The 20,906-nt window shown below is 45.8% G+C and carries 11 protein-coding genes; 6 read left to right on the top strand and 5 right to left on the bottom strand.

The window, feature by feature from the left end; all coding sequences use genetic code 11:
* Positions 1 to 179 precede the first annotated feature (179 nt).
* Complete coding sequence (locus RDP42_RS05410) at positions 180 to 4,280, bottom strand: two-component regulator propeller domain-containing protein (RefSeq protein WP_308762855.1); 4,101 nt, start codon at positions 4,278 to 4,280, stop codon at positions 180 to 182.
* Positions 4,281 to 4,453: 173 nt separating this feature from the next.
* Between RDP42_RS05410 and RDP42_RS05405 the strand changes: the two genes are divergently transcribed.
* From RDP42_RS05405 to RDP42_RS05385, 5 genes are all read left to right on the top strand, one after another.
* Positions 4,454 to 5,962, top strand: coding sequence for a hypothetical protein (locus RDP42_RS05405; RefSeq protein WP_308762854.1), 1,509 nt, complete (start codon positions 4,454 to 4,456; stop codon positions 5,960 to 5,962).
* 20 nt (positions 5,963 to 5,982) lie between these two features.
* On the top strand, positions 5,983 to 9,018 hold the full coding sequence (locus RDP42_RS05400) for a TonB-dependent receptor (RefSeq protein WP_308762853.1): 3,036 nt from the start codon (positions 5,983 to 5,985) through the stop codon (positions 9,016 to 9,018).
* Positions 9,019 to 9,031: 13 nt separating this feature from the next.
* Entirely contained in the window at positions 9,032 to 10,729 is a 1,698-nt protein-coding gene (locus tag RDP42_RS05395) for a RagB/SusD family nutrient uptake outer membrane protein (RefSeq protein ID WP_308762852.1), read from the top strand.
* Between the two features lie 85 nt (positions 10,730 to 10,814).
* On the top strand, positions 10,815 to 12,419 hold the full coding sequence (locus RDP42_RS05390) for a glycoside hydrolase (RefSeq protein ID WP_308762851.1): 1,605 nt from the start codon (positions 10,815 to 10,817) through the stop codon (positions 12,417 to 12,419).
* A 17-nt stretch (positions 12,420 to 12,436) separates the two neighbouring features.
* On the top strand, positions 12,437 to 14,851 hold the full coding sequence (locus tag RDP42_RS05385) for a sugar-binding domain-containing protein (RefSeq protein WP_308762850.1): 2,415 nt from the start codon (positions 12,437 to 12,439) through the stop codon (positions 14,849 to 14,851).
* A 192-nt stretch (positions 14,852 to 15,043) separates the two neighbouring features.
* Here RDP42_RS05385 and RDP42_RS05380 read toward each other — a convergent pair whose 3' ends face one another.
* Complete coding sequence (locus tag RDP42_RS05380) at positions 15,044 to 15,529, bottom strand: S-ribosylhomocysteine lyase (protein WP_204475611.1); 486 nt, start codon at positions 15,527 to 15,529, stop codon at positions 15,044 to 15,046.
* Positions 15,530 to 15,535: 6 nt separating this feature from the next.
* Positions 15,536 to 16,231: a 5'-methylthioadenosine/adenosylhomocysteine nucleosidase gene (locus RDP42_RS05375; protein ID WP_204475610.1), complete on the bottom strand. Its 696-nt coding sequence runs from the start codon at positions 16,229 to 16,231 to the stop codon at positions 15,536 to 15,538.
* A 90-nt stretch (positions 16,232 to 16,321) separates the two neighbouring features.
* Here RDP42_RS05375 and RDP42_RS05370 point away from each other — a divergent pair, with 90 nt between their 5' ends.
* Positions 16,322 to 18,814, top strand: coding sequence for a YfhO family protein (locus tag RDP42_RS05370; protein WP_308762857.1), 2,493 nt, complete (start codon positions 16,322 to 16,324; stop codon positions 18,812 to 18,814).
* A gap of 44 nt (positions 18,815 to 18,858) precedes the next feature.
* Here the strand turns inward: RDP42_RS05370 and RDP42_RS05365 are convergent, their stop codons facing one another.
* Together RDP42_RS05365 and RDP42_RS05360 are read right to left on the bottom strand one after the other, a co-directional pair.
* Positions 18,859 to 19,632 (bottom strand): glycosyltransferase family 2 protein, encoded by a 774-nt coding sequence (locus RDP42_RS05365; protein WP_308762849.1) that lies wholly within the window; start codon positions 19,630 to 19,632, stop codon positions 18,859 to 18,861.
* Positions 19,625 to 20,887, bottom strand: coding sequence for a glycosyltransferase family 4 protein (locus RDP42_RS05360; protein ID WP_308762848.1), 1,263 nt, complete (start codon positions 20,885 to 20,887; stop codon positions 19,625 to 19,627). Before RDP42_RS05360 ends, RDP42_RS05365 begins: the two co-directional genes overlap by 8 nt.
* Positions 20,888 to 20,906 lie beyond the last annotated feature (19 nt).

Raw genomic sequence — 20,906 nt, 5'->3', positions numbered from 1 at the left:
TTATCTTTGGGATATATTGCTTGATTCCCTAAGATACAAAAAATTAGGGAGACGGGCAAGTCCTGACTGAGCGAAGTTGGGGCTTGCCCGATTTTTTTTTACAGACACAAAAAAGGCCATCTCAAATTATATTTCAATTTGAGACAGCCTCTTTTGTCTTAAACGCAAGTGCGTTTTTTTCAGCTTTCTTTTTTGTCTGTATTTTCTTCGATGGATTTGCCTGTCAGCTTCTTCAGGTACTCGGAAGCCGACATACCGAATTCCTCCTTGAAACACTGCCGGAAATAGACATTGCTGTTGATTCCCACTTTGAAAGCAATCTCAGAAATGGTATATTTGCCTTCCAGCAGGTATTTCTCGGCCAGTTGCATTTTGATTTTCCGGATATACTCGTTGGTGGACATGCCCGTGAGCGCTTTAACCTTCCGGTAGAGGGTAGAGCTGCTCATACATAAGGCGTTAGACAATACGGTAATATCCACATTTTCCGCTGCAGAAAGACTTTCCGTGATGATATTGGTAATTTTGTCCAGGAATTCTTTGTCCAGCTTGTTCATGGATTCTGTAATGATGGCTCTTTTTTCTTCTATGCTTTGCTTCTGTGGGGTTTCCGGCCGGATAGAGAAGCGTTCAGAGAGTCGTCTTCTCTGTGCCAGCAGGTTACTGATTCGGCTTTGCAGCAGGCTGGCACTGAAAGGTTTGGTAAGGTAGGAGTCGGCCCCTGCCTGATATCCTTCCTCCTTGTCGGTAATGCCGTCTTTTGCCGTGAGCAGAATCACGGGGATGTGGCTGGTACGGATATCCGTTTTCAGCTTCTGACACATTATGATACCGTTCATGACTGGCATCATAATGTCGCTGACCACGATGTCGGGAGCACAGTCTGTGGCAGTCTTCAGACCTTCCTTGCCGTTGGAAGCAGTCTTTACCTCATACAAATCGGTAAAGGCATCGGCTATATAGTCCCGGATGTCTGCATTGTCTTCTACCACCAGGACGATGGGTTTTGAGTCTTTAGACGGCTCTGCTGCCTCCAGTTTCTCTATATTCTCCTCCTTTACTTCCGGTGTGTCTGTATGTACGTCTTCTCCATGCAATGCGTGTGGATAGGTGTTGCTGGCTTGTAGACGCAGCGAGAAGATTGTACCGATGTCGGGTTGGCTTTTCACTTGTATGTCTCCTTCATGTAGCGTAACCAGGTTTTTGACCAGTGCTAGTCCGATACCTGTACCTGAGGCTTGATGTTCCCCGCTTTCCTGATAATACCGTTCGAATACGTGTGCAAGTGCTTTTTTCCCGATACCATAACCAGTATCTTCCACGGAAAGCTGTGCGTATTGTACGTTATTTTCTGTTACCCATTCAGCCCGTATACGTACATATCCCTTTTCAGTATATTTCAGAGCATTGGAAATCAGGTTGTCCAGAATCATCATAATGACTTCTTTGTCGAAAAACAGAATCATGTTCTCTTCTTCTACTTCTATTAATATCTGTATGTTGGGATTGTTGTTCAGCTCCTTGTATTTCAGTCCGGTTTCATAGACCGCACTGGTCAGGTTTCCTTTGGCGACACACAGTTTCTTGTTCTGGGTTTCCGTTTTTCGGAAATCCAGAATCTGGTTAATCAGGTTCAGCAGGCGTACGGCACTTTGATAGATGACCGAAATCCGGTGATGGTCTTTGGCGGACAGGCTGCTGTTTTTTACCATATCTTCCAAGGGGCCTAATATTAAGGTAAGCGGTGTGCGCAGTTCGTGCGTGATGTTGGTGAAAAATCTTAGCCGTTCATCATTCAGTTTCTGCTCCTGTACGTGGCTTTTCTTTTCCGATTCGTACAGGTATTCCAGGTTCAGTTTGCGTTTATAAACCGAAAAGACTCCCATGAGAATTCCGACTCCTGCTATCACGTACAGAAGTTTGGCCCACCAGGACAGCCAGAGCGGGGGAGCAATGACGATTTCTATCTGGGAGATTTCGTCAGACCATTCTTGGTTCCGGATGCGGGTTTTAACCTGGAATTCATATCTTCCCGGGGGCAGGTTACGGAAAGTCACATTGTTAGGATCTTTTACGGTGTACCAGGAGTCTTCCAGTCCTTTTAGCATATAGGCATATTCCACTCTTTCATTCAGGGAATAGTCTTGTATGTTGAATGTGATGCTGAAATTATTTTGTACGTACTTTAGTTTGATTTCCTTTTTGTTGAAGAGTGAATATTCTGTTTCATCACTATCGTCGGATGTCATGGGTTCAAAGACGGTTATTTTCCCGATAATGGCTTTGGGACATTGTTTCTTTTCCAATATTTGGCTGGGGGTGAAATAACAAAGTCCTTCGGTAGAACCAAAATAAAGGGTGTTGTTTGTGTCTCTGCAAACACTTCTTCCTGTAAAGCTGGCCATGGGAATATTGTCTCTATAATCGTAATTATAGATGCGCTTCCGGTCTTTGGACAAACAGCTGATTCCTTGGTTGGTACTGAACCAGATGTTGTGTTCTTCATCTTCTGTAATAGCCCAAATGAAGGTGTTGACAAGTCCTTCGTTTCGCTGGTAGACCTTATATGTCCAGGGTGATTGGTTTTCAAACTGTACCAGCCCCTCCCCGGTGGCAGCCCATATGGTTCCTTGGGAATCTTCAAAAATCTGGTTGATGGTATTGGAAGGAAAATCGAGGTAGGTACTGAAGTCTTTCAAATGCTTTTGATCGGCCGAATAGAGGAAAATTCCTCTTCCGAAACTCCCTACCCATATTTGGCCTTTTTGATCCTTGATGACCGTACGAATCAGGTTGTCGGGCGTATTGAAATGGTGCAGGATTTTCTGGGAATCTCTGTCGATTTGAAAGACTCCCTCGCTGGTTCCCACCCAGATAATTCCTTCTTTATCCTCAAAAAGCGAGCGCACGTCATGGTTGCTCTCTTCTTTCGGAAAGACTTGTTTGAAGGTTTTGGAATGGATGTTGTAGTACATGATTCCTCCATTAAAGATGCCGAACCACAGGTTGCCTTTCCGGTCACACAAGGCCGTTTGGATGGAGTTTCCGCTGAGGCCACTGTTTGCTTCGGTATAGGTAGCGGTGCGTTGTCCGTTTTTCAGGACATTGATGCCTCCACCGTCTGTCCCTACCCACAGGTTACCTTGCAAGTCGATGCAGACTGCGCTGGCAATGTGGGCATTCAGGTTACTGCCGGGTGAGCTGGACGAATAACTGAATGACTTGAATAAGGCAGTATTGGAGCTGAGGAAGTTGACTCCTCCTCCCCAGGTACCCGCCCAGATATTCTGATGGGAATCCTGGAACAGGCATCGCACCGTAGCATTGTTGAGGCTGTATTCATTGTCACCAGCTTGTATGAGGTGAATCTTTTCTGTGGTGTTAAACAGGCTTCTGGAGAGATCTATAATGGCGATTCCTCCGAATTCAGTAGCTACCCATAACTGATGTTCATTGAATTGTTGGATGTCATAAATGAGATGGGAGAGTGGGGAACCTTTATCGCCCAGGCGGATAAATTCTTCAGTCTCGGGGTTGAACAGAGCAAGTCCTTTACCGGTACCTACCCAGATATTTCCTGTATTGTCTTTGAAGATGCATTGTACGTTGTTGTTTGGCAGAGTTTTGTCGTTCGAGTCGTCGTAGGTGAAGTTCTTGACTTTTTTTGTCTTTAATGACAAGATGCTCATTCCATTCTCGTGATGCCCAATGTACAGATTCCCTTTTTGGTCGTCCATTAGGCTCCATACCGTGTTGCTGGGAAGGCTTGGAACGGTAGATTGATTGTAGTGGGTGAATTTCCCTGTTTTTTTATCTAAATAATCTACTCCCCGCCAGTACGTGGTAATCCATAAGTTTCCGTCAGGAGAAGGATGAATGCCGGTCACGTCATTGGTAGCAATGCTTGACGGGTCATTCTGGTGATGCTGGTATATTGTTTGAGTATTGGTCTGGTAGTTGAATGCAATAAGTCCTGCCCGTTGGGTGGCAATCCATAAGATAGGTTCGTTAGGATCATCCAACAGACTGTTGAGTTCATTCCCAGCCAGATTCAAAGCTTTGTGCTTGTTGCTTTTGTAAAAAGCGGTAAAATGGTTGCCTTCTAATTTGTTGAGTCCTTCCTCTGTCGCAAACCACAAGTATCCGTTCTTGTCTTCGGTTATATCGATAATATAACTGTTCGACAGCCCTTTTTCTGGTCCCAGTTTTTTGATGGTATAGGGCTGTGAATGGATTATAATGGCTTGTAGTAGTACAAAAAGAGTCAGACAAATTCTCATAATCATGAAGCTTTTATAGTTTCAAAAATATAAATATATGTTGAATAAATAGTGTATAAATAATGCAATGAGTGATTTGTAGTCGTTTCTTGCATGATATATTTTATATTAAATTATAGATAATAGGTACTTTCGCATGCAAAAATATAATGTTTAATCTAAAACTAATAATTATGAGGACAAGATTCTTGAAAGTTTCTTTGCTCTGTGCGCTTTTTGCCACAGGGGTCTTTGTAACAGGTTGTAGTGATGAAAATCAGTATGCAGATGTGGATGGACAATCACCTGTTGCTACATTAAAGACTGAGCATATTCAAAGTGGTGCCGGACATGACTTCACGATTGAAGGAACGCTTACGGATGCAGATGGTATTTCTGCAATTAAATTGGAATGTGCAGATTTGTATCTGAACAAGACCATTGATTTGATTGATATTTATGGAGCTCCTCAAACTTCTTACGATTTGAGCTATAAATTCAGTCTGGCAAAAGATGAAGTCGGTGAACAGTTCACGGTAAAAGTAACCGTTATAGATGTCGGTGGGCGTGAGACTTCACAAGATGTGTTGATTACAATGGACGGAGATTTTGAGAATCCCGTATTTGCGGTAGCTCCAGAAGATGGCAGCTTAGTGGCCATGTTGTTGAGAGATGGAAGTGTAGATCCTTATGACATGCAGCTTCAGTTGACTGACGACCGTGCGTTGAAATCTTTGTATTTGGACATCGAAGGTGCTGCGGGGTATGAAGATGTAGTAATAGACATCGATAGTGTACCTTCTTTTTCCTATACTTGGAAGATTGAATTGCCTGCTGAAAAGAAAGATTATCCAGCAACCATCGTAGTGACTGACTATGCAGGAAAAACTGATACCGTTAGATGTACGATATCTGTTACCGATGTGGTTGATTTTGAAAAAATGTATTTAGCAGATGTGGCCACTGATGCAGAACTGAATAGCGATGTATTTGGTGTCCCGATGTTGGTTGATCACGTAGGGGAATATCAGTATGAAGCTCTCTATTATAATGCGAAGAGCGGTACGGAGATTTATTTCCTTCCGCAGAATACAAGTTTTTCTCCGATATGTTATGGTCTTGATCCTACAAATAACGAGAGACTGACAGATAATCCTTCTTTAGCAGAACCAATTGTATTGGATCAGGCAAATGTATATTATAAGATTGATTTCAATATTTTGGAGAAGACGTACAGCATGAGTGTTTATTCCTTGGAGGAAGCTCAAGATCCATGGGATCCTACCGTGCTGACATACGGTGAGAAATGCTTTGACCTTTGGGGAGACGGCTCTGAATATATCAATTTCACATTTGGATTGACTTCTGATAATCCTACAGGTGTAAAATCATTCACTCAAGATGCGACAAATCCTCATTTATTTTATTCTGAACCGATGGAATTGGCAGCCGGTGAGCAGATGAATTTCATTATCCATAATTATCATACTTCTCAATGGTGGAACATGGTTAGATGGTGTAGTAATACTGAAACGGACTTGGATGTCTTCAATTATTACACACAGAGCGGTTCGCAGAATGATAAATACACAGGCCCGAAGACAGGTAATGATGTATGGTCAAAGCCCACAGTGACTGTAGGAGGTACTTATCGCTTCTACTTCGATTCACATTTGGGTAGAGCCAAATTAGTAAAAGAATAATTAACCAATTATCATAAAACATGAAGAAACAATTTTTAATTGTATGTCTGATGCTGCTCTCGTTGTGTGGCTATGCACAGACACTTACTGTGAAAGGAACGGTAACTTCAGCCTCCGATAAGGAACCTATGATTGGTGCCACCGTGCAGATCAAAGGTACAGGAAATGGAACGATTACCGGATTGGATGGTGACTATACGTTGATGAACGTCTCTTCGAATGCTGTACTGGTCTTTTCTTCTATTGGATATGACACACAGGAAATCCCTGTAAATGGAAAGACTGTAATCAATGTTGTATTGAAGGAAGCCACTGAGTTATTGGATGAAGTAGTCGTAATCGGTTATGGTACCGTAAAGAAAAGTGACTTGACCAGCTCCATTTCTACAGTAAAAGGAGAAGAAATCACACAGTCTGTGACGGGTAACGCCATGGATGCCTTGCAAGGAAAAATCAATGGTGTGCAAGTGGCCAGTGGTGGTGGACCGGGTACTACTCCGAAAGTATTGATTCGTGGTGTCACCACTGTCAACGGTAGTAATCCGCTTTATGTAGTGGACGGTATGCCGGTGGGTGATAACATCAATTTCTTGAACAGCAATGATATTGAATCAATGGAAGTATTGAAGGATGCTTCTGCAGCTGCTATTTATGGTACTCGTGCTTCTAACGGTGTCATCTTGATTACTACGAAAAAAGGTAAATCTGGTAAGGCAAATGTGAACTTTAGTGCTTCTGTAGGTTTCCAGACCATTGCGAAACCGGATATGGCAGATGCCGCCGAATATAAAGAAGTATATAACAAACGTTATACGAACGATGGATCTACTTCCAACTGGAACGATACGGGAGCTACTACCAATCCGGGCGGAACAGACTGGTGGGATACAGTGGTCAACAAGACTGCCTTGGTTCAGAACTATGCGTTGAGTGTGGCTGGAGGTACAGACAAGCTGGTATATAACTTCAGCTTGGGTTATTACCGTAACAACTCTCAGTTTGATGTAGGTTATTGGGATAAGATTAACGTACGTTTGAACACCGAATATACCTTTAATAAGTATGTAAAGATGGGTGTGGACATCGCTCCTCGTATGGAATCATGGGACGATACACCGAATCAGTTCTCATCTGCCATGTCAATGGACCCTACTACTCCTGTATTCAAACCGGAATCTGAATGGGTAGATAATGAATACAACAATTACCAGCGTTCTTACAACAACCAGACTTGGAACCCGGCAGGTTCTATTGCTCGTTCTAACAGTCATTCACGTGAGATGGGTGCGCTCTTGAATGCTTATTTGCAGATTAACCCTATCGAGAAACTGACTTTGCGTACACAGTTTGGTACTAATGCACATTTCCGTCGTTCAGACAGCTTTACACCGGAATTTAGCTTGGACCCACTGGAAAAGACCGATTTGAATGAAATTTCTCGTCAATCACAGGAATGGTTAGACTGGAACTGGACAAACACCATTACTTATGCCGACACTTTTGCTGAAAAGCATAACTTGAATGTCATGGGAGGTTTCACTGCAGAACGCTATGCATGGTATAACACGAAAGCTTTACGTCGTGATTTGCCGAGCAACATCGATCAGATGCAGGAAGTAAATGCCGGTAATGCAGACAATGCAGAGGCTTATGGTGAGACTACTTTCAACTCCATGGTTTCTTTCCTGGGACGTGTGATGTATAACTACGCTAACCGTTATTATATTTCTGCTTCGTTACGTGCGGATGGTTCATCTCGTTTCCCTGCAGGAAATAAATATGCGTTGTTCCCATCTGTTTCTGCTTCTTGGCGTGTGATCAGTGAAGAGTTCATGCAAGATCAGTCTATCTTCAGTGACTTGAAAGTCCGTGGAGGTTGGGGTCGTGTAGGTACCCAGAACATTGACAACAATGCCACTCTGACTTTGTTGGACCAGACACAGTATTATTTTGGTAAGACAAGTACATTGGCAAACGGTTACTTTATTTCTACCGTAGGTAATAATCAGCTGAAATGGGAAACCGTGGAAGACTGGAACGTGGGATTGGATATGTCATTCCTTGAATCTCGTTTGGGCGTGACTTTTGAATATTTCCAGAAGAAATCAAAGGATATGCTGTATGAAAAACAGAATATCTTCGCAATCGGTTATCCGAACTGGAACAGTACAGTATGGATGAACGTAGGTAGTATGAAGGCTTACGGATGGGAATTAGGTTTGGATTGGCGTGATCAGAAGGGTGATTTCTCTTATAACATCGGTTTGAACTTGTCTTCTGTACGTAATAAAGCCATCAAGTTCTCAGGTGATGGACCGATTTATACCGGTGGGTTCAACAGTGACCAGATTATCAGCAACGAGGATGGAGGTCTGATTTCTCGTTTCTACGGTTATGTGGCAGACGGACTGTTCCAGAACTGGGAAGAAGTCTATGCACACACCGACGAACACGGAAACCTGATTCAGCCTAATGCTCAGCCTGGAGATATCCGTTTCAAGGACCTGAATCACGATGGTACTTTGGATGCTAACGACAAGACTTTCATCGGTAACCCTTATCCGGATCTGATGATTGGTTTGAACTTAGGATTTACGTATAAGAATATCGATTTTGCAGCCAACTTCTATGGTACTGTGGGAAATGATATCTTTAATACGACAAAAGGATACTATTCTGGTGCCAACGGTCAGAATGTGTGGGCTGGTACATTGAATAAGGCATGGGATGGTGAAGGAACAAGCAACGACATTCCTCGTTTGTCTTATAACGACCTGAACTTGAACTATCAGCGTGTGTCTAGCTTCTATGTGGAAGATGGTTCTTATTTGCGTTGTAAATTGTTGCAGATTGGATATACCTTGCCTAAACAATGGGTAGGAGGTGCTAACTTGCGTATTTCCTTCTCTGCACAGAATCCGTTTACCATTACCGGTTATTCAGGTATGGACCCGGAACGTCCGATGCTGGATGGTAGTGTAATTGAAACAGGTATTGATAACATCGCTTATCCGAACCCGCGTACATTCTTGTTTGGTATAGACTTTAAATTTTAATTCTTGAATAACTATGAAACAGCTATTAGCAATATTAACATTGTTTTCCTCGCTGGCCTTTACTTCTTGCGAAGACTTCCTGACGGAAGAGGTGCGTGGACAGCAGAACCTCGACACTTATTTCACTACAGCCGATGAGTGCGAGTCTTATATTACCGGCTGCTATCAGGATATTACCTGTGGCGGATGGTGGAACATCAATACGGTATGGCTTTTGTCTGAAATGTGTAGTGATGATGCATGGATGGGAAATACCACACAGAGTCAGAGTGATTATATCTCATTGGCTCATTATCAAGGTAACGGAGCAAGCAATGGCCCGATTTCAAACTTCTGGCAGTATCGTTATAAAGGTATCTTGCGTTGCAATGTGGCTATCGACCGTATCGGAAATGCAGGCTTGGAAGATAAGGCACTGCAGGCAAGACTGGTGGCAGAGGCTCGTTTCCTGCGTGGATATTTCTATTTTGAATTGGCCAGAAACTTTGGAGGTGTTCCTTTGATTACGGAGTTCAAGATGCCGGAAGAAATTCAGGGTATTACTCGTGCGTCACTGGAAGATACTTATAAGTTCATTGAAGACGACTTGAAGGCTGCTGCTGAAGTGTTGCCTAAACGTAGCGAATATGCCGATGCGGACATGGGTCGTGCTACTAGTGGAGCTGCACTGGGTTTGCTGGGTAAGGTTTATCTGTATCAGGAAAAGTGGACAGAAGCTCGCGATGTGTTGCAGAAACTGATTCCGGAATCTGGTTATACGGGAGAAGATGCACAGACGACCGAATATGATTTGCTTCCTGACTTCGGAGATGTATGGAACAAGAACTATGACAACAGTGTGGAAAGCCTTTTCGAAGTGCAATATGAATATCATCCTACATTGGCATTAGGAGGTTCTCTTTCAACGGTGACTGGTGCCCGTAGCTGTGGTGCCGCATTGGGAGACGGATGGGCATGGTGCCAGCCTTCTGCCAACCTGGAAGCTGCTTATAGTGAAGATGATGTACGTCGTGAATGGACAATTATCAAAACTGGATGTACGGAAATCAAAGGAGAAACAGCCGACAATTTTGCAACAATCTTGAAAGATAACAAAGAGATTGCTAACTATAAGGAATATGTGGAAAGATATAATCTGCCGGAAAATTGCTTGGTAATTGATCCGTCGGGTCATAAATCAGCTCGTATCATCCGTAAATATTATCTTCCGTTGAATGACCGTCCTGAGGTGTACAACACAGACAAGAGCCCGCTGAATCATCGTATCCTGCGTTATGCGGATGTATTGCTGATGTATGCGGAAGCTTGCAACGAATTGGGAGATGATACACACGCACAGGCTGCACTGAACCGTGTACGTAATCGTGCAGGTCTGGCTTCTGTGACGGTGACTGGTAATGACCTTCGTCATGCCATCCGTAACGAACGTCGTTTGGAACTGGCCTTTGAGCAGAACCGTTTGTATGATATCCGCCGTTGGAAAGATGATAATGGCAAACCGGTAATTGCCAATCTGATGGGTGAAAACGGTTCATTCGTGAAATGGAATACAGATCCTGAAACTCGTGATGCCATGGAATGGGATAATCAGGGTGAAGCAAGCGATAAGGGAAAATCATTCCGCGAAGACCGCGACCTTCTTTTCCCGATACCTTTGTATGAGGTGACAATGTCTAATGGTTCTATTGAACAGAATCCAAATTGGAACTAATAGGGTAAAAAGATGAATTGATTATGCCATTCAGAGGAATGTCTTAAATTCTTCTGGATGGCATTTTTATTTAAAATTTTGTAGGATGAAGAAATATGCAATCATATTGGGTGCTTTGAGTTTGGCCGCATGTAGCGATAATACTCCTGAGAACCCAGGAGAAAATCAGGAAGAAATAGTCAGTGTGGAAAAAAATGTAACGATTGATGCGGGACAGGCTTTTCAGACAATAGTCGGCTTTGGTGCATCCGACTGTTGGACACCTGCGTATATTGGTAAATATTGGACAAGTAGTCGTGACCGTATTTCTGAACTTTTGTTTTCCTCGGAAATTGTGGATGGACAGCCAAAAGGAATCGGACTTTCCATGTGGCGGGTGAATTTAGGCGGTGGAAGTGCAGAACAAGGTGATGATAGTGGTATTGTAGACAAGTCACGACGTGCAGAATCTTATTTGACGGATAACTTGTCGTTGGACTGGACACATTGTGAGGGGCAACGCTATTTTATGAGCCGTGCAAAGGAATTTGGAATTGATAATTTTGTTTTGTTCAGCAATACTCCTCCAGTGCAGTACACCTTGAACGGAAAGGGATTTTCTCAAAGTGGAGGTAGTGCGAACCTGAAATCAGAGTGCTATGATGATTTTGCTTCCTATATGGCGGAAGTCGCTAAACATTATGTGGATGAAGGATATCCGGTCAGCCATATCTCTCCGGTGAATGAACCTCAGTATAATTGGGATGGAAATGGTCAGGAAGGTAGTGGTTGGAAAAATGAGGAAGTGGCCAAACTCGCTCGGGAACTGGATACCCAATTGACTCAAAAAGGTCTTTCTACCAATATCTTATTGGGCGAAGCCGGAGATTGGGAGTACCTTTACAAGGTGAAGGATGACGCAAACCGCAGTAATGTGCTTTCGGCCTTTTTCTCCTCCTCATCTCCTGCCTATGTGGGTGATTTGTCGCATGTGGAGAAGTTGATTTGTGGACATAGTTATTGGACAGACGGAACGTGGGATGGAATGCGTGACGTACGTAAAAAAGTGGCACAAGCTGCCGAGCAGTATGGGGTAGATGTGTGGCAAAGCGAATGGAGTATGCTGGGCGATAATTATAGCTCGTCAGAATTTGTCGGATATGATGCCGCTTCAGAAATGGATATTGCTTTGTATATGTCGAAAGTCATTCATAATGACTTGACGGTAGCTAACGTTACTTCCTGGAATTATTGGGTAGCAATGGATGTGTCCAGATGGGGGCAGAAGAACCGTTTCTTATTGGTGGCATTGACCCCTAAAGGTTGGGCCGGAGACAAGGAAAGCATCGATAATCTGGAAGAGGAAGGAAGCTTCAATGCAACTCCAACTTTATGGGTATTGGGTAATTACAGTCGTTTTATCCGTCCTGGATACCATCGGATTTCTATGACATTAAATGAGTCGATGAGTTTCTTCGGCTCTGCCTGGATGTCACCGCAGCAGGATTGTATTGTCGCGGTATACACGAACCTATCGAGCAAGGGAATTCGTTTGAACGAAACACGTCAGAATTGGGGTGGAGAACCGAAAACCATCAAGACGTATACCACTTCGGGCAGCAAACAACTGGTTGAGAAAGTGCTGCAAGAAGGAGATCCCGTGGTATTGGATGCGGAAAGTGTGACAACCGTAGTATATGAATTCAAATAGGAGTTAATAAATTGAAGATGAAGAATAAGGTATTTTGGATAGTATTATTAGGGCTGCTTTCTTGTATGTCGATGCACGCCCAAGTCTCTTTCGGAGAGGCCAAGAAGTTTAATGAAGGCTGGCGTTTCAGTCTTTCGGACGACAGTCTGGGGGCATCTGTTTCGTATGATGACAGTAAATGGAGGCAGTTGGATTTGCCGCACGACTGGTCAGTCGAAGGGCAGCTCTCTCCTTCGCTGGCAAGTTGTACGGGTTATCTGCCGGGAGGAATAGGCTGGTACCGGAAACATTTCCAGCTGACCGACGATGCCGCACGTCATTACATTTATTTTGAAGGAGTCTATAACCGGAGTGAGGTGTATTTGAACGGCCATCTCCTGGGCAAGCGTCCCAATGGTTACATCTCTTTTATGTACGACATGACTCCGTATTTGAAAAAGGGAGACAATGTGCTGGCCGTACGTGTAGACCATAGCCGGTATGCAGATTCCCGCTGGTATACAGGTTCGGGTATCTATCGGGATGTGTGGATGATTGCTGCCCCGGAAATCCATTTTGCACAGTGGGGCTTAGGCTGGCAGGCCACTTCGATTTCCGACAAGCAGGCGGTGGTGTCGGTGGAACTGGCAGTGGAAAAGCACATGAAGGCAGAGGGAAAACTCGAGGTGAAAGCTGCCTTGTATGATGCGGATGGAAAGCTCGTGGCAGAGAGCCAGAAAAGTGTGGCTGGTCATGAAACGGGACTTTCCAAGCAAACCCTTTCGTTGAAGGTGAAGAAGCCACATCGCTGGAACTTGGACGATCCGTATCTTTATACCTTGAAAGCAGAATTGTATTGTGACGGGAAACGGATGGATGGCGCTTCCACTACCGTAGGTCTGCGTACGCTGCAGTTCGATGCCAATAAGGGATTTGCCCTGAACGGAAAATGGATGAAAGTGAAAGGGGTTTGTCTGCATCACGATGCCGGTGTATTAGGTGCGGTAGTGCCTCCGGAAGTATGGGAAAGACGTTTGAAGAACTTGAAAGCAATCGGGGCAAATGCCATCCGTATGAGCCACAATCCGCAGGCACCTGTATTGTATGATTTATGCGACCGTCTGGGCTTCCTGGTCATGGATGAGGCTTCCGATGAATGGGAATTCCCGAAACGTAAATGGATTCAAGGATGGAATGTGGGAGAACCCAGCTATGAAGGCTCTTTCGACTTCTTTAAAGAATGGATAGAGCAGGATGTGACCGACATGGTACGTCGTGACCGGAACCATCCGTGTGTGTTCTTATGGAGCATCGGTAATGAGGTGGATTATCCGAATGACCCTTATTCTCATCCGATATTGGACGGAGCGAAAATCAACCAGCCGATGTTCGGGGGCTATAAACCGGATGCACCCGATGCCATGCGGATTGGGGTGATTGCCCAGAAGCTGGCAGCTTGTGTGCGTGCGGTTGATACGTCACGTCCGGTGACCGGTGCACTGGCAGGTGTCATCATGTCAAACCAGACGGCTTATCCGGAAGCGGTAGACGTCGTGGGATACAATTATACGGAAGACCGTTATGCGGAAGACCATAAGACCTACCCGAAACGTATCATTTATGGAAGTGAAACCGGAGTGGGCATTGAGGCTTGGCATGCCGTACGCGACAATGATTTCATTTTCGGACAGTTCTTGTGGACAGGTACCGATTATCTGGGTGAGGCCGGCAGATGGCCGTCCCGCGGATTGTATACAGGCTTGCTGGATTTCGGCAGCTTTGCAAAACCTCGTGGTTATTTCCGCGCTTCGTTGTGGAGCGACAAACCGATGACATACATCGGCACTTATCCGGTGAAACCAGGTCACAGCTGGCTTTCCATGGATGCCTGGGACAGCTGGAACTATGATCCGGGCCAGTTGATTCGGGTGGTATGTTATACCAATGCCCCACAGGCACGTCTGTTGCTGGACGGAAAGGAAGTCGGACAGATGAAGCCTTACGATGACAAGAGCGGAATTATTTACTGGGATATCCCTTATCAGGATGGAGAACTTCGTGCCGAAGGTTGTGACGAGAGCGGAAAGGTACTTTCCACTTATACCATAAAGACTTCAGGTCGTCCATACGCCTTGCGGGCTACGGTAGATAAGGACGTATTGTCGCCAGACAAGGCTACGGCTCATGTCACGGTTGAAGTGGTCGATGAACAAGGTACAATCGTGAAATTAGGTGACAGTGAGGTGACTTGTGAAGTGGAAGGTCCGGCTCGTTTGTTGGGCTTGGAAGGCTCGAACAACAGTGATATGAGTGATTATACGGACAATCGCCACCGGGCTTATCACGGACGTCTGCTGGCTTATGTGCAGACCACAGGTAAGAAAGGTGAGATTCGGGTCAAACTGACTTCTCCGCTTTTGAAAGGAACAGAAGTGGTATTGAAAGCTGAATAATCCTCCCTCGGCAGTACTGCAGTACTCCCTTGAAAGTACTGGAGTACTGCCGAAGAAGTACTACGGTACTGCTTAGGAAGTACTGACAGAGCACCGGCAGGCTGTCTGAAAAGCGCCTGGCCGGGCTTTTTATTTTTCAGACCTGCCCTCAGGGAATACCCTGTTTGTGTTTTTGGGACAGGGAATAAGATTTTACAGGGAAGCCGGGTAGTTCAAGTTTTCTTCGGTGAGCTGTTCCAGCACTTCGTGCAGGAATTTGGCAGCTTCCCACTTGGCCATGGGCAGATTCATCATGAGGTAGTTGCCGCAGTCTTTCGGGGTAGCACCCGGCACTTCGCCTTCATAATCGGCAATGAAACGGAAAGTTTCAGTCATCAGCGGCGCAATGTCTTTAGATTGCAAGTCGCCTTTCACTACCAGATAGTTTCCGGTGAGGCAACCCATCGGGCCCCAGTAGATGATTTTGTCGGCCCATACCGGATGGTTGCGCAGGAAAGTGGCAGCCAGGTGTTCAATGGTATGGATGGCCGCAGGGCCTAACGCCGGTTCCCGGTTCGGCTCTTTCATGCGGATGTCGAAAGTCGTGACAATCTCATTTCCGACTTCATCTTTGCGGGATACGAAAATGCCACGTTTCAGATGAATATGGTCTACGGTAAAGCTTGGTATCTTTTTCATGATTCGTTATAGTTTGTTGGGTAATGCTTTCAAGAAAGTCTCGGTCACATGGAAGGAGCGGTCGGCCATTTCTCCCCAGAAATTCAGGTACTGTTCAAAATGCTTGTCGGCTCCCGGGGTGTCACTGATGATGCGGAAGCTGATGAAAGGCACCTGATAGAGATAACATACCTGCGCGATGGCAGCCGATTCCATGTCAACAGCCAGTCCCTCGGGGAAGTTACGCTTGATTTCATCCAGTTCACTGCGGTCGGTGATGAACTTGTCGCCTGTGCAGATGAGGCCTCCGTGGATAGCCGTTTCCGTGTCCAGTGAGAGGGCACATTGGTAAAGGGTTTCGTTGCCCTGGAAGAAGGTGGGGAGACCCTGTATCTGGCCGTAGGCATTGCCTTCGCCGCACCATACATCATGGTACACAATCTGCTGGCTGACTACCACGTCCATGATTTTCAGGCAGCGGTCGATTCCTCCTGCCACTCCGGTGCTGATGATGCAGTCGGGTTGGAAGGTACGGATCAGTTCTACGGTACCTGCAGCGGCATTGACTTTTCCGATGCCGCATTGCATCAGGATGATGGTATTTTGCTTGATGGAACCTTCGATGTAGGTGAAGGGACCTTCTTTACGTTCTGTCTTGTTCTCGAGTTGGTTAGCCAGTTGCTTCTGCTCAGAAGCCATGGCCGTGATGATTCCTATTTTCATGCGTTAAAAAAGATTTTCAGGGGCAAATTTACGACTTTTCAGGCAGTATTGTGTTATCTTTGCCTGCCGAAAACATTAATTATGAATAATATGAACTTGTTCAAGAAACTATTGCCCGATGTGGTAGTAATCGTTCTTTTTGCTATCATTTCGTTTGCTTATTTCTTTCCGGCAGTGACCGAAGGACGCATTCTGGCACAGCACGATGCCGTGGCCGGTATCGGTTCGGGACGTGAGATGAGTGAATACCTGGAGAAGACAGGTGAGCGGACCCGGTGGACCAATGCCATCTTTGGCGGTATGCCTACCTATCAGATGTCGCCCAGCTACGATTCAACTGATACGTTGAGCTGGTTGCAGAAGGTATATCACCTGTTCTTGCCGACCTACGTGTGGTATGTGTTTGTGATGCTGCTGGGCTTTTATATCCTGTTGCGGGCTTTTGACTTCAAGGTGTGGATGTCGGCACTGGGGGCCATTCTTTGGGCTTTCTCGTCCTATTTCTTCATCATTATTGCGGCCGGACATATCTGGAAATTCGTAGCCTTGGCATATATCCCGCCTACCATTGCCGGTATGGTGCTGGCCTATCGGGGAAAATTCCTGGCAGGAGGTATCGTGACGGCCTTGTTCGTGGCACTTCAGATTATGGCCAACCATCCGCAGATGAGTTATTATTTCTTGTTTGTCATGCTGTTTATGGCGATTGCCTACGGCGTGATGGCATGGCGTGAAAAGAAGATGCCTCAGTTTATCAAAGCCACTGGAGTCTTGATTGTGGCTGGTCTGGTGGGTGTCTGCGTGAACTTGTCGAACCTGTATCACACGTATGAATACAGCAAGGAGACCATGCGTGGCAAGAGCGAACTGGTAAAAGAAAATACTTCGGACCAGACCAGCAGCGGACTGGAACGAAGCTATATCACCCAGTGGAGTTATGGAATTGGGGAAACTTTCTCTTTATTGGTGCCGAATGTAAAAGGAGGTGCTTCCGTACCGTTGGCTAACAATGAAAAAGCCATGGAGAAGGCCGATCCGAATTACATGGGACTGTACAGCCAGTTGGGACAGTATTGGGGCGAACAGCCGGGTACTTCCGGACCGGTGTATGTGGGAGCCTTCGTGATGTTCCTTTTCATCTTGGGACTGTTCATTGTGAAAGGTCCGATGAAATGGGCCTTGGTGGTCGGTACCGTGTTCTCCATCTTGCTCTCTTGGGGACATAACTTCATGGGCCTGACGGATTTCTTTATCGATTATATTCCGATGTACAGCAAATTCCGTGCGGTATCCTCTATTTTGGTCATTGCAGAGTTTACCATTCCTTTGCTGGCCATCATGGCATTGAAAGAAGTGGTAGAGCGTCCGCAGTTGTGGAATGAATCGCGCAAGGCCTTTTACATCTCGTTTGTGTTGACCGGTGGCTTGTCACTCTTGTTTGCCTTGGCGCCGAGTTTCTTCTTCCCGTCATATGTCTCTACTGCCGAGATGAACGCGTTGCAGAATGCCATTCCAGCCGACCAGTTGGCACCTATCCTGGTCAATCTGGAAGAAATACGCAAATCCATCTTTACGTCCGATGCATGGCGCAGTTTCTTCGTGATAGTGATTGGCGCAGTGCTGTTGTGGGCGTATTGCGCTGGAAAGTTGAAAGCCAAACTCCTGGTGGGCTTGCTGGCTTTGCTGTGTTTGGTAGATATGTGGAGCGTCAACAAGCGCTATCTGTACGATGAACAGTTCGTGGCAAAAGGTACAGAGATGCAGCCTTTCCTGGAACCGTCGGAAACTGACCGGGAGATTCTGCAAGACAAATCGCTGGACTACCGTGTGTTGAACTTGTCGGTCAATACGTTCAATGAAAACAATACGGCCTATTGGCACAAGAGTATCGGTGGATATCATGCCGCCAAGCTTCGTCGTTATCAGGAAATGATTGACGAGCACATTCAGGGTGAGATTACAGCTTTGTTCAAGACTCTGCCGGCTGTAAATGCCGATTTGAGTCAGGTAGGCGATACGCTGACACCGGTACTGAACATGTTGAACACGCGTTATTTCATCATCCCGTTGCAGCAGGGCAAAACCATTCCGGTATTCAATCCGCATGCATTGGGCAATGCCTGGTTTGTAGAACAGGTACAATATGTAAACAACGCCAATGAGGAGATAGATGCATTGCATCACGTCAATCCGGGTAAGGTGGCGATAGTTGACAAGAAGTTCCAAGGTGAAGTGAAGGCTTCTGTCGGAGCAGACAGCTTGAGCTCCATTGTCTTGACGAATTATGAACCGAATGCCTTGAAATACGAAGTGAACTCCCCGAAGGGAGGAACCGTGGTCTTTGCCGAGATTTATTATCCGGGCTGGCGCTCGTTCATTGACGGAAAAGAAGTGCCTCACGGTCGTGCCGATTACATTCTGCGTGCGATGAATGTACCGGCAGGAAAACATGTGGTAGAATTCACCTTCGACCCGAAATCACTGCATGTAACGGAAACCATCGCCTTTGTGGCATTGGGAATCCTGTTGCTGGCCATCGTCGTAGCTGTGGTACTGGCTTGGAGAAAGCCGGAAAAAGAATAAAGGGTAATTACCTTTGAGAAGATAAAACGTCCTGTGGAAGATGCTTATGCATTGGAAACAGGACGTTTCTTGTTTTTCAGTGCCCGGATGACGAACCATGCATGGCGCATGACGGTAGATACTACCCCATAGTGCTTGCACATGATGTGGAAGCGTTCCTTCAGAGAGGCTTTGTGATTGCGGGTGGTCATTCCTTCGTTCAGGTAGTCAATCAGAATCAGATGGGTGTGGTGAAGTACCTTGCTTTTCTTCATGATTCGGATACACCAGTCGAAATCGGCCGAGAAACGATAGTGCAGGTCGTAAGGTTCCACCAGGTCGCGTCGGGCAAAGAAGGCCTGATGGCAGACCAGCATACCTTCCTTGAAGCTCTTCCAGTTCAAGTTTTCAGGGGGGCTCAGGCGTCGCATGTGCAGAAAATGTCCCTCTTCGTCCACAATGGCTGTGTCGCCGTAAATCACGTCCGGCAGGGTCGTTTCGGTAAGTGAATGTACCATGAGCTGGAGCGTATCGTCTTCGTGCAGTTCATCGCCGGCATTCAGAAAACAAAGATAATCGCCGGTGGCCAGCTTGATACCTTTGTTCATGGCATCATACAATCCTTTGTCCGGCTCGCTCACCACCGTGTGTATGTGTTCCTTGTATTGGTCGACAATTTGTAGGGTACGGTCTTTTGACCCTCCGTCTACAATGATGTATTCTACATTCTTGTAAGTTTGCGTGATGACGCTCTGAATGGTATCTTCCAATACGGATCCGGCATTGTAAGTGACGGTAATAATAGAGAACTTAGGATGTAAGTGGTGAAAATTATGCATTTTGTCCGGTAATGTGATTGTAGATTTGAATGTACTGGCTGGCGATGGTGCTTTCTGAATAAGTCGTCACGGCTTTACGGTAGGCCTCTGAGCTCATCGTTTCATAGTCTCCTTCGGTCAGGGTCCAGCTGATGCCATTGGCCAAATCTTCCGCCGATTTGTATTGCGCTACATAACCGTTGTGAAGATGGTCAATCATTTGCGGGATACCGCCTACATTAAATCCTACACAAGGAATACCGCAGGCCATTGCTTCCACAATGGTGTTGGGCAGATTGTCTTGCAAGGAAGGTGTCACGTAAAGGTCGACGGCATTGTAGATATCCACCAGTTCTTTTTCGTTGCTGACGTAGTTCATCGGGTAAATGGGGAAGGGGAAGAGTGATTTGCACTGTTCGGCTTGGCTTCCCAATACGACGACTCCGAGTTGTTTGCTTAACTCTGGCTCTTCCTGAGAAAGCAGTTTGCAGGCCTCTATCAGATAGTCGATGCCTTTCCGCTTGTCGGTGATTTTCATCGAACCGAACAGCAGCAGTTTTTTGTCGGTGGGAAGGTGTAACTTCTCGCGGGCAAACTTTTTGGCCCGTGGCTTGAACAGATTGGTGTTGATGGCATTGGGGATATTGGTAATGGTATGTCCCTGAAGTAGAGAACTTTTTCGGGCCATGGCTTCCAGCCATCGGCTACAGGCAATGAACGTGATAGGAGCGGTAGTATATAGTTTTTGCTTTTTACGGAAAGTCTTTTCCGACAGGTCATGACGATGAGGCTTCAGCAAGAGCGGGCAGTTATGACATTCGGTCGTGTATTTCTCGCATTCGCCGGAATAGTGGCAGATACCCGTAAAAGGCCACATGTCATGCAGGGTCCATACCACAGGCTTTCCTGAAGTCAGGATGCGCTGTATGTCTTTCAGTGAAAGCATTCCCTGATTAATCCAGTGCAGATGGATGACATCGGCCTGACGGAATTCCGGTAAGGAAGTGATGTCGGTACCGGTGTTCGCAATGTCTACGGCAAACAAATTGTGTCGCTTGAAGCCGTTGGCTGCCCAAATGACAATGCGTTCCCAAGTGAATTGCCAGATTTTACGCCATGATTTCTTGAGCGCGACAACGGTGACTTGGTCGGTCTGTTTGTTGCGGACCAACATCTTGGCTTTTATCCCGTTGTTTTTCAAGGCTTCCATCAGCCGGTTGGCGGCAATGGCAGCACCTCCTATGCGTTCTGCAGTGTTGATGATAAGTACTCTCATGGCGTGTCGTTCAAGTTTT

The sequence above is a fragment of the uncultured Bacteroides sp. genome, from assembly GCF_902472605.1.
Lineage (GTDB): Bacteria > Bacteroidota > Bacteroidia > Bacteroidales > Bacteroidaceae > Phocaeicola.
The sequence above is the reverse complement of the archived record's forward strand: the minus strand, read 5'-3'. Positions and strand labels throughout refer to the sequence as shown.